25 protein-coding genes, 1 tRNA gene and 1 riboswitch are annotated in these 19,678 nt (G+C 43.1%); of the genes, 14 read left to right on the top strand and 12 right to left on the bottom strand.

The annotated features are described in order from the left end of the window. Positions 1-325: 325 nt before the first annotated feature. Complete coding sequence (locus NSS75_RS06730; RefSeq protein ID WP_268543747.1) at positions 326-613, bottom strand: putative quinol monooxygenase; 288 nt, start codon at positions 611-613, stop codon at positions 326-328. A 277-nt stretch (positions 614-890) separates the two neighbouring features. Between NSS75_RS06730 and NSS75_RS06725 the strand changes: the two genes are divergently transcribed. Then, entirely contained in the window at positions 891-1,562 is a 672-nt protein-coding gene (locus tag NSS75_RS06725; RefSeq protein ID WP_339236654.1) for a hypothetical protein, read from the top strand. 35 nt (positions 1,563-1,597) lie between these two features. Beyond that, positions 1,598-2,053, top strand: coding sequence for a tetratricopeptide repeat protein (locus tag NSS75_RS06720; protein WP_339236651.1), 456 nt, complete (start codon positions 1,598-1,600; stop codon positions 2,051-2,053). 279 nt (positions 2,054-2,332) lie between these two features. Here the strand turns inward: NSS75_RS06720 and NSS75_RS06715 are convergent. After that, a tRNA-Val gene (locus tag NSS75_RS06715) sits at positions 2,333-2,405 on the bottom strand. A gap of 172 nt (positions 2,406-2,577) precedes the next feature. On the opposite strand from NSS75_RS06715, the gene NSS75_RS06710 reads away from it, so the two are divergent. From NSS75_RS06710 to NSS75_RS06700, 3 genes are all read left to right on the top strand, one after another. Next, entirely contained in the window at positions 2,578-3,768 is a 1,191-nt protein-coding gene (locus NSS75_RS06710) for a DUF819 family protein (RefSeq protein WP_339236647.1), read from the top strand. Positions 3,769-3,825: 57 nt separating this feature from the next. Further along, positions 3,826-4,371 carry a GNAT family protein gene (locus tag NSS75_RS06705; RefSeq protein ID WP_326374648.1) on the top strand — a complete coding sequence of 182 codons (546 nt, stop codon included), beginning with the start codon at positions 3,826-3,828 and terminating at the stop codon, positions 4,369-4,371. A 112-nt stretch (positions 4,372-4,483) separates the two neighbouring features. Beyond that, a protein-coding gene (locus tag NSS75_RS06700) for an IS3 family transposase (RefSeq protein WP_339236642.1) occupies positions 4,484-5,634 on the top strand; the annotation gives its coding sequence in 2 pieces (ribosomal slippage) (positions 4,484-4,757 and positions 4,757-5,634; 1,152 coding nt in all). A 60-nt stretch (positions 5,635-5,694) separates the two neighbouring features. On the opposite strand, the gene metC is transcribed toward NSS75_RS06700, so the two are convergent. Both metC and metI read right to left on the bottom strand, forming a co-directional pair. Continuing rightward, entirely contained in the window at positions 5,695-6,867 is a 1,173-nt protein-coding gene (gene metC, locus NSS75_RS06695; protein WP_339236639.1) for a cystathionine beta-lyase, read from the bottom strand. Further along, positions 6,860-7,981, bottom strand: a complete 1,122-nt coding sequence (gene metI, locus NSS75_RS06690; protein ID WP_101863942.1) for a cystathionine gamma-synthase/O-acetylhomoserine thiolyase — start codon at positions 7,979-7,981, stop codon at positions 6,860-6,862. The genes metC and metI overlap by 8 nt, the downstream gene beginning before the upstream one ends. A gap of 68 nt (positions 7,982-8,049) precedes the next feature. Then, positions 8,050-8,170: riboswitch (SAM riboswitch) on the bottom strand. Between the two features lie 166 nt (positions 8,171-8,336). Here metI and NSS75_RS06685 point away from each other — a divergent pair. From NSS75_RS06685 to NSS75_RS06675, 3 genes are read left to right on the top strand one after another with little or no spacing between them, the layout of a single operon-like run. Next, the gene (locus tag NSS75_RS06685; RefSeq protein ID WP_024120954.1) at positions 8,337-9,059 is read left to right on the top strand and encodes an esterase family protein; all 723 of its coding nucleotides are present in this window, start codon (positions 8,337-8,339) and stop codon (positions 9,057-9,059) included. Positions 9,060-9,087: 28 nt separating this feature from the next. Beyond that, positions 9,088-9,603, top strand: a complete 516-nt coding sequence (locus tag NSS75_RS06680; protein ID WP_010333788.1) for a YjcG family protein — start codon at positions 9,088-9,090, stop codon at positions 9,601-9,603. A gap of 4 nt (positions 9,604-9,607) precedes the next feature. Continuing rightward, entirely contained in the window at positions 9,608-10,030 is a 423-nt protein-coding gene (locus NSS75_RS06675; protein ID WP_339236636.1) for a GNAT family N-acetyltransferase, read from the top strand. 71 nt (positions 10,031-10,101) lie between these two features. On the opposite strand, the gene NSS75_RS06670 is transcribed toward NSS75_RS06675, so the two are convergent. Further along, positions 10,102-10,356, bottom strand: coding sequence for a hypothetical protein (locus NSS75_RS06670; protein WP_095713603.1), 255 nt, complete (start codon positions 10,354-10,356; stop codon positions 10,102-10,104). Positions 10,357-10,471: 115 nt separating this feature from the next. Here NSS75_RS06670 and NSS75_RS06665 point away from each other — a divergent pair, with 115 nt between their 5' ends. Further along, a complete protein-coding gene (locus NSS75_RS06665; RefSeq protein ID WP_339236630.1) occupies positions 10,472-12,751 on the top strand; it encodes an ATP-dependent helicase in 2,280 nt (759 codons plus the stop codon). A 65-nt stretch (positions 12,752-12,816) separates the two neighbouring features. On the opposite strand, the gene NSS75_RS06660 is transcribed toward NSS75_RS06665, so the two are convergent. The 4 genes from NSS75_RS06660 to NSS75_RS06645 all read right to left on the bottom strand — a co-directional run bounded on the left by NSS75_RS06660 (position 12,817) and on the right by NSS75_RS06645 (position 14,306). Next, entirely contained in the window at positions 12,817-13,071 is a 255-nt protein-coding gene (locus NSS75_RS06660; protein ID WP_024120950.1) for a stage VI sporulation protein F, read from the bottom strand. Positions 13,072-13,235: 164 nt separating this feature from the next. Next, positions 13,236-13,376: a YjcZ family sporulation protein gene (locus NSS75_RS06655; protein WP_024120949.1), complete on the bottom strand. Its 141-nt coding sequence runs from the start codon at positions 13,374-13,376 to the stop codon at positions 13,236-13,238. Positions 13,377-13,457: 81 nt separating this feature from the next. After that, positions 13,458-13,664: a hypothetical protein gene (locus tag NSS75_RS06650; protein ID WP_213418521.1), complete on the bottom strand. Its 207-nt coding sequence runs from the start codon at positions 13,662-13,664 to the stop codon at positions 13,458-13,460. A gap of 285 nt (positions 13,665-13,949) precedes the next feature. Continuing rightward, positions 13,950-14,306, bottom strand: coding sequence for a DUF1360 domain-containing protein (locus tag NSS75_RS06645; RefSeq protein WP_010333781.1), 357 nt, complete (start codon positions 14,304-14,306; stop codon positions 13,950-13,952). Positions 14,307-14,461: 155 nt separating this feature from the next. Here NSS75_RS06645 and NSS75_RS06640 point away from each other — a divergent pair, with 155 nt between their 5' ends. The 5 genes from NSS75_RS06640 (at position 14,462) to cotZ (ending at position 17,031) form a co-directional block, all read left to right on the top strand. Beyond that, positions 14,462-14,848 carry a spore coat protein gene (locus NSS75_RS06640; RefSeq protein WP_103672301.1) on the top strand — a complete coding sequence of 129 codons (387 nt, stop codon included), beginning with the start codon at positions 14,462-14,464 and terminating at the stop codon, positions 14,846-14,848. 40 nt (positions 14,849-14,888) lie between these two features. Further along, positions 14,889-15,206: a spore coat protein gene (locus tag NSS75_RS06635; RefSeq protein ID WP_101860796.1), complete on the top strand. Its 318-nt coding sequence runs from the start codon at positions 14,889-14,891 to the stop codon at positions 15,204-15,206. Between the two features lie 99 nt (positions 15,207-15,305). Further along, the gene (gene cotX / locus NSS75_RS06630; RefSeq protein WP_101860797.1) at positions 15,306-15,815 is read left to right on the top strand and encodes a spore coat protein CotX; all 510 of its coding nucleotides are present in this window, start codon (positions 15,306-15,308) and stop codon (positions 15,813-15,815) included. Positions 15,816-15,965: 150 nt separating this feature from the next. Continuing rightward, a complete protein-coding gene (gene cotY / locus NSS75_RS06625; protein ID WP_003239243.1) occupies positions 15,966-16,454 on the top strand; it encodes a spore coat protein CotY in 489 nt (162 codons plus the stop codon). 127 nt (positions 16,455-16,581) lie between these two features. Then, the gene (cotZ, locus tag NSS75_RS06620; RefSeq protein ID WP_095713608.1) at positions 16,582-17,031 is read left to right on the top strand and encodes a spore coat protein CotZ; all 450 of its coding nucleotides are present in this window, start codon (positions 16,582-16,584) and stop codon (positions 17,029-17,031) included. 86 nt (positions 17,032-17,117) lie between these two features. On the opposite strand, the gene cotO is transcribed toward cotZ, so the two are convergent. The 3 genes from cotO to thiD form a co-directional block, all read right to left on the bottom strand. Further along, positions 17,118-17,843, bottom strand: coding sequence for a spore coat protein CotO (gene cotO, locus NSS75_RS06615; RefSeq protein ID WP_081638279.1), 726 nt, complete (start codon positions 17,841-17,843; stop codon positions 17,118-17,120). Positions 17,844-17,943: 100 nt separating this feature from the next. Continuing rightward, complete coding sequence (gene fabI, locus NSS75_RS06610) at positions 17,944-18,720, bottom strand: enoyl-ACP reductase FabI (RefSeq protein WP_024120941.1); 777 nt, start codon at positions 18,718-18,720, stop codon at positions 17,944-17,946. Positions 18,721-18,856: 136 nt separating this feature from the next. Then, complete coding sequence (gene thiD, locus NSS75_RS06605) at positions 18,857-19,672, bottom strand: bifunctional hydroxymethylpyrimidine kinase/phosphomethylpyrimidine kinase (RefSeq protein ID WP_101860798.1); 816 nt, start codon at positions 19,670-19,672, stop codon at positions 18,857-18,859. Between the last annotated feature and the right edge of the window lie 6 nt (positions 19,673-19,678).

The raw sequence follows: 19,678 nt of genomic DNA, 5'->3' as shown, positions 1-19,678 counted from the left end.
AAGTGATGTGAAAATAGAAAAGCTCCCTATTGTGTGGGAGCTTTTCTTAGAAAATTGAGATTTTATGTTCCTATCCAGGTTCAAATTAAACACCGCAGAACTTTTCAATGATTTTGACCCTAAAAAGAGACAGGATCAATGAATTTCTAAGCCGAAAAATCAAGTTTGCCCTTTTATTTCAAAGCCTATTGAATTGTACATCTGATGACTTCTGAATGAAAATGATGATTGTTGGCAGAATTGGACAACAATCCGCCAACACTTTACTACTTAATTACAGGTGGTTGATTCTTAGCCATTGAATGTCTCTTTGTTAAGGAACCTTTTACTCATTCACATTGCTTTTTATTAACCACTCTACTTCCGTTAATTCTTGTTTTTGAACGTCTTTTGTGTGTTTTTTCGTGAAATGTTCTTTAACAGCTTCTTCGTTTTCCCAAATCTCCCAAAGCATTATTTTGCGTTCTGATGGTTCAAGCGGATAAGCATGGAATGTAATACACCCTTCTTCTTTGTTTGTTTCTTCCTCAAGTTTTTTAAATTCCTTCATTATTTCATTAAGGTCTTTATCACTGATGATTTTTAAGCATGCCGTTATGTAATGCACCGAAATTCCTCCTCACATCATTTTATGACTTTTCATTATAACATTTTCTTGAAAAATGTAGATGTCATTTATACATCATTAAACGACATCGATAGCCTTTTAGACCAATTTTCTATAAATTCTAAAGCAAGCTAAAGGGTCGATATCAGACGATATGGTCCTCATTTATGTTTATTCCGACCCTTTTCAGTCTAAATAGAGGGACTTTTCAAAAAAATACTCTATTAGAGGGGGTCCTTAGCGGTATAATATTAAATATATGTAAATAAAAGGAGGTATTTGATTGTCTGTTTCGGATTTAATCCCATATCATTATGTAACTACAGACATTAATCATTGGTATGTTGTAATAAAGCAGGGTCGAGTTGAGAAAGCAAAAGAAATGAAAAGAAAAGTTGAAAAAGAATTCGATATGATGGAGAAAGATGAAAAGGTTGCAGTCTATCTTCAGCTATTAAAGCTACGGTACGAAATAATGCTGTCGTATCTCGAACCTGACTTTGTTAAAAATATAGATGGTGTTTATTCTGCTCTTAAAAAGACAAGGGAGAATATGGCCCCTGAATCCCTTACGAATACAATAGAGTTCTATTATCATTTTTTTACCGGTATGTATCATTTCAGAACAAGAGATTTAGTTATTGCCTTAACATATTATCGCGAAGCCGAAAAATATCTTGATTTATTAGATGAAAACGCAAATACAGATAAGGCCGAGTTCTATTTTAAAGTATCAGAGGTCTATTACTATATGAAAGAGACTCATTTCTCAATGAATTATGCTCAGCGAGCATATTCTATATTTAAAGAGCAAAAAAATGCTCAGGGTAACCTTACATATGGCAAAGAAATGGTCCAATGTCAGTTTGTTGTCTTTGGGAACTGGCTAGATAAAATGTGTTATGAGGATGCTTTAGAAACAGCTGAAAAAGCCTTAAATGATGCTATAAAATAGGGGAGCAACATTTAATTGGTTCAGCTCATTTTAACGTGGGATTATGTTATAATAACCTTGAAGAGCTTGACAATTCTGAGAAATATTTTCAAATCGCCTATGAAATTCATAAAGATCGAAAACACATTTATGAGTCCAAAGCGATTTTTAATCTGGCATATGTCAAAGCAAAGAAAAATGATTTAAAGACTGCATTAGAATTATACCAGGAAGGTCAGAAGGTTGCTGCCCGACACAACAACCAGGAAGTATCCGAGAAATTAAAACTGGTTAAAGGTATTTATTTATCATTCGACTTACAAACACTTAGAGAAGTGTTCAAGTTCTTCGAAGAGAAAAACCTTTACGGTGATATGGAAGAATACGCTGTTGCTGTTGCTGATTTTTTGACCAACAAAGAAGACAGACATGATGCGGTCGATTTTTATCAAATGGCAATTGAAGCACGCAAACAAATTCAAAGGGGGAAACATTTAAATGAAAAAATGTAAAATTGCAATTTGTTTAGCGCTCTTGCTTGGCGTTGTTGGAGTATCTAGCGCTTCATACGCTCTCTCTGAGCAGTCCACTTATAAGGTCGCAGATAGAGCAGCAACTTAATATGAAATCTAAGAAATAACCCCATTTTGGACGTTACAAATGGGGTTTTTATTTTATCTTCTCAACTCAATTTTTATTCTTGGATTTTCATTTAAATCATATACTGCATTAATAAAACCGACAACCCCTATAAAAAGTAAAAAACCCTTGCTACGCAAGGGTTTAAGCTATGATTCCGACTGGGCTCGAACCAGCGACCTCTACCCTGTCAAGGTAGCGCTCTCCCAGCTGAGCTACGGAATCATGATATGTATGTGTTGCTGGGTATGTTGTTGTCTTTCTGACAAGTTCTATTATATAACCTTCCCTTCTATTCGTCAACTGCTTTTTCAGAAAAACTTTTTTCGGACTTGCTGTTATGTTCATCGGCTATTATAATATGTCTTAATTTTCTAACAATAGGGGTGATGGGATTTTGCATTCTTTGATTTCTTCTGATGATGTATGGGTATTATGGGGATTTATTGCGGTGTGGGCGGCAGTGAGCATCGGGCTGGAGCAGCGGTTTAAGTGGGCTTCCGCTGTGTCTGGCGCTATTATCGCGCTGGCAGGTGCAATGGTGTTTACAAATATAGGAGTGCTTCCTGTTGAATCCCCTGTATACGATACCGTATGGTCATATGTGGTGCCGCTTGCGATTCCTCTTTTGCTGTTTCAGATCAATGTGCGGCAGATTTTTAAGGAAAGCAGGCGTTTGCTGTTTATTTTTCTTATAAGCTCCTTAGGGACAGTGGTTGGCAGCATCATCGCTTTTTTTCTATTAAAACAGCATATTCCCTATCTAGATAAGATCGGCGGGATGATCAGTGCCTCCTATATTGGCGGCGGGATTAATTTTGCGGCGATGGCTGCGAAATTTGAGACACCGGGCGAATATGTGTCGGCAACGGTTGTGGCAGATAACTTTATGATGGCGCTGTTGTTTTTTATTTTAATCAGCATTCCTGCACTCAAATGGTTTCGCCGTCATTATGCGATGCCGTTTGAAGATCAGGCAAAAGCGGAAGGAAACAGCGGTAACAGCGCGGAAAGCTATTGGAAGCGGAAAGACATTTCATTAAAGGACATTGCCTTTAACGCTGGAGCTGCTTTTGCTCTTGTTGCGGTAAGCGGTAAGGTTTCCGGCTATTTCAAAATTACGTTTTCTCATCCCCTGGTGACCGGAACGTTTGGCGATCAGTACCTTGTGCTTACGTCTTTAACCGTTCTTATCATCTTTCTGTTCCCTCGTTTTTTTGAAAGGCTCAATGGATCTCAGGAGCTTGGCACCTACTTGATTTATTTGTTTTTTGTGGTGATTGGCATTCCTGCAGATCTCCGGTTAATCATCACAAATGCGCCTCTTATTCTCTTATTTGTCTTCATCATCGCCATCAGCAATTTAGCGGTTTCCTTAGCTGTCGGTAAATTGTTCCGCGTGCGCCTTGAGGAAATTCTGCTTGCCGTAAACGCCACAGTCGGCGGCCCTACAACAGCAGCTGCGATGGCGATTGCCAAAGGATGGCGGGAGCTTGTTGCACCGATTATGCTGGTCGGCACACTCGGCTACTTGATCGGCAATTATGTTGGCACCTTTATGGGAAATTGGTTTTCTTCCTTTTTATAAAAAGGATTTTCACACTTTCCTCAGAATACTATGTAAGAGAAACGGAGAGATCACTGTATGTTAAAAGGACATACCATTTATATAAGACCTTTAGAAACAGAAGATGCTGAAGAGAATCTTCGGCTGCAAAGCGAAAACCGGGCATTTTTCGAACAGTTCTCCATGATTCGCGCAGACGATTACTATACGATTGAAGGGCAGAGAAAAAGGATCGAACAATATCAGCAAAGGCTGGTAAATGACCAAGAGTATCACTTCGGCATCTTCACAAATAAAGACCATACATTAATCGGGACGGTTTCCCTTTTCCAAATCATCCGCGGAGCGCTGCAATGCGCGTTTATTGGATACTTTTTAGATAAAGCCCATAACGGAAAGGGCCTTATGACAGAGACGGTCAGACTGATTGTTGATTATGCGTTTCACGATTTGAAACTGCATCGCATTGAAGCCGGTGTCATGCCTCGCAATCTGGGGTCCATGCGCGTATTAGAAAAAGCGGGATTTCATAAAGAGGGTATTGCCCGAAAAAACGTGAAAATCAATGGAAAATGGGAGGATCATCAAGTACTGGCGATTCTGAATCCTGATGATGAAAAATAAAAAAGAAGCCGGGATATGGGACTGACCCCATAAGATGAGACAAATAAAAAACACCTTCAAGTTTGAAAACGGATAGTTGTTATCCGAAATAAGACTTGGAGGTGTTTTTTGTATGGGAACAAGAATGAGTTATCCGATTGAAGTCAAACAGAAGGCTGTAGAAATGAGATTGGCAGGCGTGCCTACGAAAGAGATCATGCAGGAATTGAATATCAAGAATAAGACGCAGGTTCAGACATGGGTTAGATGGCATAAAGCTGGGGATACACATCGATTTGAACAGCCTGTTGGTAAGCAATACACTTACGGAAAAGGTCCGGAGTATTCTTCCGAATTAGAGAAACTGCAGGCAGAGAACCGTTATCTGAGACAACAAAATGAAGTTTTAAAAAAGTACAACGAATTGGAAAGGAAGTTGATAGCCAAACGTCAGTCGAACTTGTAGAAGTATTGCACGGCACAATGACCGTACAGAATATCTGTGTTCATTTAGGTATCTCACGAGCATCTTATTATCGTTGGAAAAAGAACCTGACGAAAGATCATCCCAAGTGCCATTTGGAAAAACAAATCGGCACGTTGTGCCGAGAGCACAAGTATCGATATGGATATCGAAAAATTACAGCTATATTAAAAAAGGGAATGCGTATTAACCATAAAACGGTTCAGCGTATCATGCAGAAAAATCAGTGGCAGTGCCGGGTTAAGGTGAAAAAGCGCAAGAAGAATGGGCAGCCATATGCCGTGGTCGATAACATATTGAATCGGAACTTTCAGTCTGATCATCCTCTTGAAAAACTAGTAACGGACATCACATATTTGCCTTATGGACAGAAACAATTGTACCTTTCCAGTATATTGGATGTATACAATGGAGAAGTGATTGCTTTCACGATTGGAGATAAGCAGGACACAGACTTTGTCTTAAACACACTTGATCAGCTGCCAACACTGCCTCAGAACTGCGTGTTACATAGTGACCAAGGATCTGTGTATACATCTTATGAGTATCAGAAAGCTGTTAAAACAAAAGGCATTACCATGAGCATGTCCCGCAAAGGGACGCCCGCTGATAATGCCTCCATCGAATCGTTTCATTCCTCACTAAAGTCTGAAACGTTCTATCTTAACAGCATTAATCGAACCACGACCGCCATCGTAGAACGCACTGTCAAAGAATACATTTATTATTATAACAACATTCGTATTCAAACGAAACTAAACAGCCAATCACCGATAAGCTATCGGCAATTGGCTGTATAAAAGGTGTTTTGATCCCTGTCTCAAAAACAGGGGTCAGTCCCATATCGCCCGGCTTCTTTTTTAACGCGCAGCTACGGGCGCAATTTCTTTCAGCGCTTGTTCGAAATCACGTTCTAAATCATCTGCATGTTCGACTCCCACACTTAGACGGAGCAGGCCGTCTGTGATGCCGCGTTTTTCACGCTCTTCCTTAGACATTGCCGCGTGAGACATCGTTGCCGGATAGGACAAAATCGATTCCACGGCGCCAAGGCTCACAGCAAAGACCGGAAGTGATACATTCTCTACTAATTTCTTAACGGCCTCCTTGCTTTCTAGCTCAAAGGAAAGCACAGCACCCGCTCCCATCGACTGACTTTTATGGGTTTGGGCCCCCGGATGATCAGACAGCCCCGGATAATACACGCGTTTCACCGCCGGATGCTTCTGGAAAAATTCCGCAAGCCGCTGCGCTGTTTGGCTCGCTTTTTCTAAACGGACCTGCAATGTTTTTAAGCCGCGCAGCACGAGCCAGCAATCTTGCACGCCAAGGACGGCGCCGAACGAGTTTTGCAGCTTATACAGCTGCTTCCCAAGCTCTTCATCCTTGACAGCAGCCAGTCCTGACAGCACATCGCTGTGTCCGCTCAGGAATTTTGTTGCGCTGTGAAGCACAATATCCACGCCGAGATCAAGCGGACGCTGCAGTGCCGGTGTCATGAATGTATTATCCAGAAAGGTCAGACAGCCGTTTTCTTTTGCAAGCTGGACAACCGCTTTAATATCAGTAATTCCAAGTGTCGGATTTGACGGTGTCTCCATATAAATGACCTTTGTGTTTGGCTGGATATTCCGTGCCACTTCGTTGATATCCGTCATATCAACAAACGTGTGCTCAATGCCAAAACGGGTCAAAACCTCTGTCACCATGCGGAAGGTTCCGCCGTATACATCTTCTGTCACAAGAACGTGATCGCCCTGTGAGAGAAGTAAAAATGCTGTTGAGATCGCAGCCATGCCTGAACTGAAAGCAAACCCTCTCGTTCCGCCTTCCAGTGCGGCAATTGTTTCTTCGAGAGCTGTTCTTGTCGGCGTGCCTGAGCGGCTGTAATCATATGCGCCAAATTCTTCAAATGAAGATTGATGGAAGGTCGAGGCGTGCTGGATCGGTACACTGACCGCCCCGGTTGCACCGTCTGTTTTAAATGGATTGTGCACGAGCTGGGTTTCCAGCGTCCAATTGTGATTACTCAAATGAAACAGCTCCCTCTTTGACCTGACATAAAGCCTGTTTTAGGTCCTCTTTTAAATCTTCCGCATGTTCAATTCCGACTGAAAAACGCAGCAGACGATTGCAGACACCGTTTGCGATACGGATTTCTTCAGGAATATCCATGTGCGTCTGTGTGGCAGGGTATGTAATAAAGCTCTCCACCCCGCCGAGGCTTTCTGCAAAGCAAATCGTTTTCAGTGCTTTTAGAAATGGATTCACCCACTCTTCTTTTTGCAGACGGAAGGATAGCATGCCTCCTTTTCCCGGGTAAAGCACATCCTTGATTTCTTCTTGCTCTTCTAAAAAGGCCGCAAGCTCTTGCGCGTTCTCCTGATGCTGGCGCATTCTGAGACTGAGCGTCTTCATTCCTCTCATCAAAAGCCATGAGTCAAACGGAGGCAGGACCGCGCCGATGGCGTTTTGATGCTGAAACATTTCTTCTCCAAGCTGTTCATCCTTTACAACAACAAGGCCTGCGAGCAAATCGTTATGGCCGCCTAAATATTTGGTTGCGCTGTGAATGACAATGTCGGCTCCGAGCTCAAGCGGACGCTGCAAAACCGGTGTATAAAATGTGTTATCAACAATCACCAGAAGACCGTGCTCTTTTGAGATCCGGGCGATCTTTTCAATGTCCGCCTCCTGCATCAGCGGATTTGTCGGTGTTTCCACAAACACCGCTTTTGTATTTGGTGTAATCTTGGAGCGTAAACAGTCCTCATCGCTGAAATCATCATAATAAAAGGTCAAGCCGTATTTTTTCCATTCATTTTCAAACAGACGGTACGTGCCCCCATACAAATCCGATGAAACGATCAGTTCATCCCCGCTTTTAAACAGTGCCATAATCGTTTGAATCGCTGCCATTCCCGAACTGAAGGCAAGCCCTCTCGCTCCGTTTTCTAAACTGGCAATCGCGTCCTCAACAAGCTGGCGTGTCGGGTTTTTTGTCCGAACATAATCAAATCCGGTCGATTCGCCGATCCCTCTGTGGCGGTATGCTGTTGATAAATAAATAGGAGGACTCACTGTTCCCGTTACTTCGTCGCTTCGGTTTCCGATTTGGGCTAATTTCGTTTCAACGTGCTGTGACATATAGCTGACACCTTCCCTTTTCATAATAAAAAACCCCTTCTTCATAAGAAGAAGGGGTTTAACGCTTCTTCTTATCTTCCAAGCATAGTACGCTTGCTGGATTTAGCACCTTGGCGCTTTGCACGTATGCAAAACAAGCCGGTTGCTGAGGTTTCTAAGGGCCAGTCCCTCCACCTCTCACGATAAGAAATATCGATTTCAATTTTCTGATTGTTTTATATTAGCGCAATTTGCAGTTTATTTCAATACTTTTTTCTTCGGGCACCGAACTGTTTAAAGAGAGAAATTTCTAATAATTCATGGTACAATAATTTCAAACGCAAGAAAGTCTAGTGATGTCCTGGAGGAATGTATTATGGCACCGAAAAACGGCACAGTTCAAGAAAAGAAGCTCTTTTCAAAAGAGCTTAACGAGGAAATGACAGTACTCGTTTATCTGCCGTCAAACTACTCCCCTCTTTATAAATATCATCTTATTATCGCGCAGGACGGCCACGATTATTTCAGGCTGGGGAGAATCGGCAGACAAGTGGAGGAATTGCTGTCCAAAAGAGAAATAGACCGATGCATTATTATCGGTGTTCCTTACAAGGATGTAAAAGAACGCAGAAAAACCTATCATCCGGAAGGTTCTAAGTTTTCGGCATATAAACGATTTATTGCCCACGAGCTAGTTCCTTTTGCGGACCATGAATTTCCGACGTACCAAGTCGGCTACGGGCGGACACTGATCGGTGATTCTCTCGGAGCGACCGTTTCTCTTATGACAGCGCTTGATTATCCGAATATGTTTGGTAACATCATCATGCAGTCTCCCTATGTAGATCAACATGTATTAGAAGCCGTGAAACAGTCAGACGACATCAAACACCTCTCTCTTTATCACCAAATCGGAACAAAAGAAACAGACGTCCATACGACAGACGGCAATATTTTGGACTTCACAGAACCGAATCAGGAGCTGAAAAAGCTTTTGGAGGAAAAGCTTTCCGATTATTATTTTGAGCCATTTGACGGAGACCACAAGTGGACATACTGGCAGCCGCTCATTACGCCGGCTCTGAAAAAAATGCTCTAACATACTTTATTTTCAGGAGGGACATACTATGAAATACGGAATTGTTTTATTTCCATCAAAAAAACTGCAAGATCTCGCGAACTCTTACAGAAAGCGCTATGATCCGAGCTATTCCCTGATCCCGCCTCATTTGACGCTGAGATCTTCATTTGAATTTACAGAAGAGGAAGCCGGTGAATTGGTATCACAATTAAGAGAAATCGCTAAAGAATCTCATCCGATTGTTCTCAAAATGACCAAATACAGTTCTTTTGCGCCTGTCAATAATGTCATTTACATTAAAGCAGAACCGACGGAAGAATTAAAAACACTGAATGAAAAACTTTACACCGGTGTATTAGCCGGTAATCAGGAATACAATTTTGTTCCGCATGTGACGGTCGGCCAAAACCTTTCCGACGATGAGCATTCGGATGTATTAGGGCAGTTAAAAATGCAGGAAGTATCTCATGAAGAAATTGTTGACCGTTTTCATCTGCTGTATCAATTGGAAAACGGTTCGTGGACGGTATATGAAACGTTCCTGTTAGGCGGAGGAGAATAAACGATTGGAAGCAGTTATCGCAAAAAATGAAGAACAAATGAAAGATGCATTTTATGTAAGAAAAGAAGTCTTTGTCAAAGAACAAAACGTACCAGTTGAAGAAGAAATTGATGAGCTCGAAAACGAATCAGAGCATATTGTGGTGTATGACGGAGATCAGCCGATCGGCGCCGGAAGATGGCGGCTAAAGAACGGATACGGCAAATTAGAGCGAATTTGTGTCTTAAAAAGCCACCGCTCAGCCGGTGTCGGCGGCATCATTATGAAAGCGCTGGAAAAAGCGGCAGCAGACGGCGGTGCTTCAGGTTTTATGTTAAATGCGCAGACACAAGCAGTGCCATTTTACAAAAAACATGGATATCGGGTGCTGTCTGAAAAGGAATTTCTCGATGCTGGCATTCCCCATTTGCAAATGATTAAGGATTAAACACCATCCGGGTCTTCTGAGATCCGGATTTTTTCGCATATAAAAAACCGCTCTCTCATGTGAACGGTTTTTTATACATATCGATTAATAGATGTGCCTATCCCTTTTTCTCGAAATCTTTTATAAAGAGAGCGCTTACGTTTTGCCTCGTTTACTTTCCTTTCAGCAGCCGTTAGATTCTCCTGCTGCTTTTCAAGTTCCTTGTATACCCGCTGAAACGGGACATAGCTGATCTTCTCTGTTCCGGCATAATCCTGTTTATGGCCTATTGTGCGATTGGCATATTGAGCGTATTGCTGGTTCTGAATTTGACCTGCATATATCATACGATCCCCACCCTTCTGCTGTTCTTTTCCCTTAAACTTACTTTTTGAAACACGTTTCTTTTGATATGATAGTCTTTGTCTGTAATGAACACCTTTTTATTGGGAGGACCCCTTTTTGAAATGCGCCCGACTGAATGATCGAACAATACATTTACATACATATTCGAGAGAACATTATCAATTCCTCTATGAAGAAGGAATAAAAGGGAATTTATTTTGTTCTCATTGCGGAAAGCCTGTTTTGTTAAGGCTCAACATCGCTGAACCGCCTGCATTTATTCACCGGCAGCCTGGTGATTTCCCGGCGTGTGAGGAAGCCTGCGAACCAAAACCGGCGAAAGAAGAGAGAAAAGAAGACTTTCAGGAATCCGGCGTCTTTCGTTTGCCTAAAGGAAAAGCGATATCAGCTGATCCGGCACCCGGTGTCACGGAATGGCAGACTCCAAGACATATTAAACCTGGTACACCTTTTATAAAAAGACCGGAAACACCTGATATGAGCCTTTTTCCGACTGTCGGCTTAAACACAGATCAGCTGAAAGCTGTCACGGAAACGGAAGGCCCTTTATTGGTGCTTGCCGGTGCAGGAAGCGGAAAAACACGTGTGCTGACCGCGCGCGCTGCCCACATGATCGAACACTTAGACATACCGCCGGAACATATGCTGCTTGTCACCTTTACAACAAAAGCCGTCGCGGAAATGAAAGATCGCATGGCGAAGCAGTACGGATTACAGCCGTCAAAAGTCAGAAGACTTGTCACCGGAACATTCCACAGCTTGTTTTATAAAATCCTATATCACTATGATTCTGCCAAATGGAATGGCGAACATTTGCTGAAAATGGAGTGGCAAAAGGAACAATATATGAAAAAAGCACTCTATGAAGAAGGCGTAGATGAGAAAGAGTTCCCTGTCGATCAGGCTTTGCAGCAAATCGGCTTCTGGAAAAACACTTATTTGCCGAATGAACATATTCCTTTAAAGGATGAGTGGGAAAAACAAGTTTACCGCCTATACGAATATTATGAGCGCCAGAAAAAAGAACACCGCCAATTTGATTTTGATGATATGGCGTCAGCCTGCTATGAACTGTTTATAGAACGGCCTGACCTTCTGGAGCAATATCAATCTAGGTTTACGTATATTTTAATCGATGAGTTTCAGGACATTAATCCGGTTCAATATAAAATCATGCAAATGCTGGCGAGTCCGGAACAAAACCTGTGCTGTGTCGGTGACGATGATCAGTCAATCTATGCGTTTCGCGGCAGCAGCCCTTCTTTTATTCTGGATTTTCAAAAGGATTATCCCGGTGCCAAAACAATCTATTTAACAGCGAACTACCGTTCAACACATCCGATCGTTTCCAGTGCTGATATTGTCGTGAAAAAGAACAAAAACAGGTATGCCAAGATGCTGGAAGCCGCTCGTGACGACGCGCAGGTCCCTGTGCTGTTTTATCCTTATGACGAAGAAGAAGAAGCGACAATGGTGGTTTCCGATATGAAAGAAAAAATTCAAAACGGCGCAAAACCTGAAGATTTTGCGGTTCTCTACCGGACAAACAGCGCCGGCCGCGCCATTTATGAAAGGCTCCATCAATCATCAATTCCGTATACCGCAGATCGCGGCGTCCAGTCCTTTTACAGCAGAAGGATCGTCCGCCAGATACTCGCATACTTGTACGCAAGCCAAAACGAGGATGATACTGAAGCGATTAAACACTTGCTGCCTGCCTTATTTCTAAAGCAGTCTGCTTTAAACACGCTGAAGGCGCTCTCGATTACCGAGGACTGCTCCATGATCAAGGCGCTGGCCAAACTGCCGGATCTGAAGCCGTTCCAGCTGGATAAAATCAAAAAAATCGTGCCCTTTTTCGCAAGCATCCGCACCATGAAGCCGGTGGAAGCCATTACCTTTGCCGAAGGAAAAATGGGCTTCTCCGAATACTTAAAAAAACGGGGCAACGAAGGAAATAAGCTGGAAAAAGGCTCTGATGACCTGCGTGACGTCAAGGTTGTCGCCAAAAAATTCAAAACCATCCCTGACTTTCTCGCCCATGTTGATCACATGCGGGCTGCTGAGAAAAACAAAACGGATGAAAACGGCGTGCAGCTGATGACCATTCACCGTTCAAAGGGCCTCGAATTCAAAACCGTCTATGTATTAGGCACGGTAGATGGCTCCATCCCGCATGATTTCTCACTAGAAACAGCGAGAAAGGGAGACGAAGCTCCGCTTGAGGAGGAAAGACGCCTTCTGTACGTTGCAATGACACGGGCCAAACAGCATTTATATTTGTCTTGTCCCGCAAACAGGCGCGGCAAAACCGCCCACCGTTCAAGGTTTTTGTATCCTCTTTTGCAGCAAACGAGACAGCCCTTGCCCAAATAAACAGCCCGGCAGTGATACTGCCGGGTTTTTCACTGTAAAAAAGGCCCGCTGCCCAGGCCATCCGCTTATTTACTATCCAGCATTTTAGAAATCGTTCCAAAATCAAGCTTTTCTTTTCCGCTTGTAATGGACTGAACAATCTTATCTTCCAGTTCTTTCGGCACGCGTCTGTTTGCCAGCTGCGCCACGCGTTTAATGACGCTGCGGACTGTGTTTTCATCTTTAAAATTGGCGTTTTGAAGTGATCCTGCAAGATTCATGACATCCTGCATGTTCACGCCTGTTTTCTTTTCAATGTTCTTAAAAAATTGATTATCCATGATACGCCTCCTTTTGGCGGAGTAATACAGTATTGTATGAACGCTTTACGCATAATGTGATGATTCGCAATCAAAAATAAGTTACTGCTTTAAAAAGCAGCAAAGGGTACACAATGTAAGGAAGAAGCACGGAAATCATCCGCACTTCCTCCTTCATTCATTTCTTAGTAGTTAAAAAAAGATGCACCTACGATGATGAGAAGAATGAACAGTACGACCACAAGAACGAATGTTGAACCGTAACCGCCTGAATATCCTCCAGCATAACCGCCGCCGTAGCAGCAGCCTCCGTAACCAAAGCCCATAACTAAGCACCTCCTTTACTCTCTATACACTATGTGAGATATCATGATCGGCTTGGATATCCGCATAGGGCTCTTGCGGATTTATGATGGATCATGCTGAGCCTGCTGTTTTTTCAGTAAGTCTTCCGTCTTTTCAGCCAATTCTTCAATTTCTTGTTCAAACGACAGGCCGGCTTCGTCAAATAAAGCCAATTCCTTTTCAATATGTTTGATCGTCTTGTCATGTTTGTTTTGCTTTTGATCGTGCGTGCCATACCTGCCCTCTATGAATTTTTCAAACTCGTTCATGAAATCCCCCCCTCTCATGACATATGCTGAGCGAATCAGCATTGTTAAAAAAACAAAAAACCGGACATCTCCGGTCTCTTGTCAGGGTCAGGCTATTGAGGTTTTTTCTTTTTACTGCCGCATCCGCAGCCTTTCTTTTTGATCTTTTTTGTTTGATACGATGAATCTGTATATGGAGTTTTTTGGGAAGGTTTGTTAAATTGATTCACTTTGATCCCTTCCTTTCCTTATGTCATATATGCTACTTTATGCGGATACTGACGGAAAGTTGCTGATGGGAATGCCTTATTCCTGCAGCCATTTTGATACAAGGGTTTCAATAATACCGGCCAGCCCTGCGATCGCCAGCAGCAAAACCAGCCACTGGGCCGCCTCTGGAATAAAGGCCTGGCACAAAATCAAAAAGCCGGCGCACCACACGCCTGTGCACCAATAGCAGCTCAGCAATTCACCGATAAACGCCCTCACACCCGTTCCCTTTATGACAATATACGTTTCAATGTTCCCGTCCGCATCCTTTTCCTCCTTCTCTTCATGAAAAAGGCTGCGCAGCGGCGCCATAATCGTATCAAACACGAAAAGACGCGCGAGCCGGAAGACCGCAAGCGAAAGAAGGAAAAGAGACAGCCAATTGATAACCACTGGTTCACTCCTTTCATCATCCCCTTCACATATATGCAGAAACCCTAGCTTTCATGAATTTGTATCTTGTCCTGTTGGAAATTGGTTATTTTTCTTATTCCGCTCTGCACCTCTTCTGCATTATATACAGTATGGATAAGAAAGGAGTGAAGGTTATGTCGTTTGAAGAAGAAGTTGAATCCCTGCACCCTGAAATATTTCAGCAATTATCTAGCGAGTTCGAACAGCAGATCGAAGTCATTGATTGCGAAAATATCACAATAGATACGTCACATATAACAGCTGCCCTTTCTATACAAGCCTTGGCTACAACATTGATTATCCTAGTGACACAGCTCGTCATCGCCGATGAGGACTTGGCTGACACTGTAGCAAGCGAAATACTCATTCTCGATAACTCCCAAATCAAAAAAAGAACCATCATTAAAATTATCAACAGCCGAAATATCAAGATTACTTTGTCTGCCGATGAAATAATAATCTTTGTACAACTTTTGCTTCAGGTGCTAAACAGCATTCTCCTTGAACTTGACGTCCTTTAATCCTTTCTTTTCACAAACTAAAAAGTCGAGGTGAAAACAAATGTCAGATAACGATAAAATCAAAGAAGAACTTGAAAAGCTTCCGGAAGTTGATCCAATGATGAAAATGCTGGTTCAAAATATATTTGTTAAACACGGCATCACGAAAGACAAAATGAAAAAAGTATCAGATGAAGAAAAGGAAATGCTTTTGAATATGGTAAAAGACTTGCAAGCGAAATCAGCGGAGCTAGCTGAAAAACAAAAGAAGAAAAACGAAGAAGAAGCTGTGCAAGAGCAAAAGAGCGATAAACCGCTTAGCCGCAGAGAGCAGCTCATTGAACAGCTCAGACAAAGACGGCAAAACAATAACAATTAACACCAATTATAAAAATAGGGAACTTCATCAGGATATATGCCTCAGTCAAAGTAAGAGGCTCGATCATTTAATAACAGTAAAAGAAAAGGAGGAATAGATATGGAAAGCAGACCATACTCTTGGGTTGCACTTGATCCTGACTGTGACCATCCGTTAGATCACAAAGAGAAAGAAAAAGAAGATAGAAAATGTAATTGTGATATTTGTTGCAATGGCAATGGTTTTGGCGACGACAATGCTTTTATCAATCAAGATCTGGCACAGGCAAATCTCAACAAACAAGTCTCCGATGAGACAATTATTATCAGAGACTCTTGTGACATCAACGTTTCGTCTACAGACGTTCAAGCCGTAACATCTGTTGTAACAGCACTTAATGCAGCTGTCCTTACAGTAGCTCTTACCTCAATTGCAGACGGAGTTATTGCCGAATTAGTCGCACAAGATTTATTGCAGCTGACAGCCAATAAGCAAGTAAACCGCCAGAAACTTCTTATCGAATGCTCCCGCGGCGTAAACGTTACAACAGTAGATGCCGATATCGCAACCCTTATCTCTACAGCAACAAACGTTCTTATCGCCGTCCTAGTTATCACTCTTGTCCTCTAGAACCTAAAAGCAGAGCTAAAAACGCTCTGCTTTTTCTTATTTTCCCGCATATGATGAATATATAGACGTTCACCCACACCAAGTGAGGCACGAGTACATATGTTGTTAAGGACTAAAGTCAAATACCCTATAAAGAAGGAGCTGAAATCAATGAGCTGCGGAAAAACCCATGGCCGGCATGAGAACTGTGTATGCGATGCAGTGGAAAAGATTTTAGCAGAGCAGGAGGCAGTTGAAGAACAGTGTCCGACTGGCTGCTATACCAACCTTTTAAACCCTACGATTGCTGGAAAAGACACAATTCCGTTTCTCGTTTTTGATAAAAAAGGCGGATTGTTCTCCACATTCGGAAACGTGGGGGGATTTGTGGATGATATGCAATGCTTTGAATCCATTTTCTTCCGCGTTGAAAAATTATGCGATTGCTGTGCAACACTTTCTATTTTACGCCCGGTCGATGTCAAAGGCGATACCTTAAGTGTTTGCCACCCTTGCGACCCGGATTTCTTCGGGCTAGAAAAAACAGATTTTTGCATCGAAGTGGACCTCGGATGCTTCTGTGCGATTCAATGCCTGTCACCAGAGTTAGTTGACAGAACTTCGCCTCATAAAGATAAAAAGCATCATCACAATGGATAAACACTTGTAAAGAGGAATCCCCTTCCAAGCTCTATTACAGGTGCAAATTATTCAGCTGCTTCGAAAGTGAGGCAGCTGACTCTCCATCATTTCGCCAGTCTCAAAATTACAAGGCAGGAGGGATAATATGAGCCAGAAAACATCAAGCTGCGTGCGTGAAGCGGTAGAACAAATTGAAGATCTGCAAAACGCGGTTGAAGAGGATTGCCCGACCGGCTGCCATTCCAAGCTTTTGTCTGTAAGCCATTCATTAGGCGATACAGTGCCTTTTGCAATATTTACATCAAAATCAAAGCCTTTAGTCGCCTTCGGTAATGTCGGCGAGCTGGATAACGGACCTTGCTTTAATACAGTATTTTTTAGAGTGGAAAAAGTTCATGGCAGCTGCGCAACGCTATCCTTATTAATCGCTTTTGACGAACACAAACACATTTTGGACTTCACCGATAAAGACACGATTTGTGAAGTGTTCCGACTTGAAAAAACGCACTACTGCATTGAAGTGGATTTAGACTGCTTCTGCGCGATTAATTGCTTAAATCCCCGTTTAATCAATCGAACACATCATCATTCATGATAAGGCGGAAAAGCTTGCAGATTTGCAGGCTTTTCTCTATGTAAAAAAGCTGCCGGAACGAACTGCCGGGCAGCTTTTTGCTTTCATTAAAAACCTAACGGGTGCAGAGATGTGATATCATCGATCGCCAGCTCAGTCGGAGCGCCGTTTCCGGTCGTCCGAAGCAGAACGGAATCATTTCTTCTTCCGACAATCACGCCTCTGTACGTTTTCCCATTGGCTTCGATCAGACAAAGCGCTCTCGGCATGTTATGCGGCAGTTTTGTTAAAAAGTCGATTTTTTCATGGATGGACATCTTGCTCATCGGTTTTTTCACTTTTCTGGCCGGCGGTGTCTTTTCTTCAGCTTTAGCTGCATTATGCACGGCCTCCGGTTCCTTTTCAGGCTTACGGGCTTCAGGTGCAGGCTCTTCCTTTTTTTCCGCTTCCTGAGGTTGCTGTTTGGCGGTGTCTTCAATTGCCTGCGGCTCTTCTAACGGTTCCTGCTGCTTTTTCTGGTTCTCCGGCTCTCTCGCCTCTTGTTTTTGCTGACTCACTTGTTCCTCTGCCTGTTTTTTCTCTGTTTGCTGAGCATCTTTTGCCTGAATGTCTTCCCGCTCTTTTTCCTCTGTTTCAATTGCACCTTTTACCTGAATGTCTTCCCGCTCTTTTTCATGATAAACCGGCTGTTCCTCTGCTTTTGTCGGAGCCGGTTTGGCTTTTCTTTTAATGACGATCTCCTGCATGGACGAGCGTGTTTCCATATAATCCGGCTGAACAATATACATGAGCGGTTTTTTATCCGCGTTTCTTTTCTTATTAGACATCTTCATCCCTCCGATTCTGTCATATTCTATCTATATGACAGAATGCTGAAAATCAGAAGAAATAAAAAAGCAATCCCTATTAGGGACTGCTTGTTGGTGAATCTGCTTAGCGGGCAGTGATATGGAAACCTGAATCAACATGAAGATTTTCACCTGTGATGCCTCGGGACATATCGCTAAATAAAAATGCAGCTGTATCTCCCACCTCTTCAGGTGTAGTCGTGCGGCGTAGCGGCGCACGCTCTTCGATGTCTTTTAAGATGGAGTTAAAGTCACTGATGCCTTTAGCAGACAATGTTCTGATTGGACCGGCAGAAATGCTGTTAACACGGATATTTTCTTTTCCTAAGTCAGCTGCTAAGTACTTCACACTTGCGTCAAGAGAAGCTTTCGCTACACCCATCACGTTGTAGTTCGGCATAACGAGCTCTCCGCCAAGGTAAGTCAGCGTTACGATGCTTCCGCCTTCAGTCATCATCGGACGCGCCGCTTTTGCGACAGCAGTCAGTGAGTATGAGCTGATGTTGTGAGCTAGAAGGAAGCCCTCACGATTTGTGTTTAAGTATTCGCCGACAAGCTCTTCTTTGTTGGCAAACGCGATACAATGCGCGATACCGTGAATCACACCGACCTGCTCCTTAATGCTTGCGAAACAAGTTTCGATTTCCGCGTCGTTTGTCACGTCGCAAGGAAGGATAATGGAATCGTTCCGCTCCAAAGTTCCAGCGAGTTCATGAACAGATTTCTCCAGGCGTTCACCTGCATATGTGAAAATCAATCGTGCGCCCGCTTCATGTAAAGAGCGCGCAATTCCCCAAGCGATACTGCGTTTGTTGGCTACTCCCATAACAACAATGTTGCGGCCTTCAAGTGAAAAATTCATATGTATAAAGCCTCCTATATTTGTTAAAGACATAGTATTAGTACCTGATCTTAATACCTATCATATCATAACCTTGTCCAGATGAAAAGCGCATACCAAAGTCAAACATGAAAGAGACCACCATAAGCAGGTGGTCTCATCGGTTTATTTTTATACTGTTTCGTTTAAAAGCGAAATGATTTGTCGGTCCGTGGCCCGATCCGATGCCGAGCGTATTTCCCACAGCTTCGCGGACAAAGTTGGCAGCAACCTCGAATGCCTGATGGATGCTGTCTCCTTTAGCGGTTTGGGCTGTTAAAGCCGCAGCAAAGGTGCAGCCTGTGCCATGCGTATGCTTCGTATCGATATAAGGATGGCTGATTTGCATAAACATGTTTCCATCAAAAAGAAGGTCAGTAATGTGATTGTCCTCAGGCTGGTGCCCGCCTTTGATAATCACATGCTGCGCACCCATCTTCACCAGCTGTTCCGCAGCTTTCTTCCGGTCATCAAGCGAACGGATCGCCATACCCGTCAGCGCTTCTGCTTCCGGCACATTCGGAGTGATCGCATAGCTTCTTGGAATCAGCAGCTCCTTCAGCGTAGCGATTGATTCATCGCGAAGCAAGGACGCCCCGCCCTTCGCGATCATAACCGGATCAACGATCACCCGGCTTAATTCGTATTGATCAATTTTCCTTGCCACTTCTTCAATCATTTCCGCATTCCAAAGCATTCCTGTTTTTACGGCGTCCGGTCTCAAATCCTCCGCCACAGCGTCAATTTGCTCTCTCAATGCCTCTGCAGTCAGCGGGTACACGCCGTGGACGCCAAGTGTATTTTGAGCAGTGACCGCCGTGATGGCAGACATTCCGAATACACCAAGCTCCTGAAAGGTTTTAATATCTGCCTGTATCCCCGCGCCGCCGCCTGAGTCAGAGCCGGCGATCGTCAAAGCTTTATATATACTCATCAAACT

The sequence above is a fragment of the Bacillus sp. FSL K6-1012 genome, assembly GCF_037964915.1.
Taxonomy (GTDB): Bacteria; Bacillota; Bacilli; order Bacillales; family Bacillaceae; genus Bacillus; species Bacillus halotolerans.
Note: the sequence above shows the minus strand (reverse complement) of the source record. Positions and strands in the feature narration are given on the sequence as shown.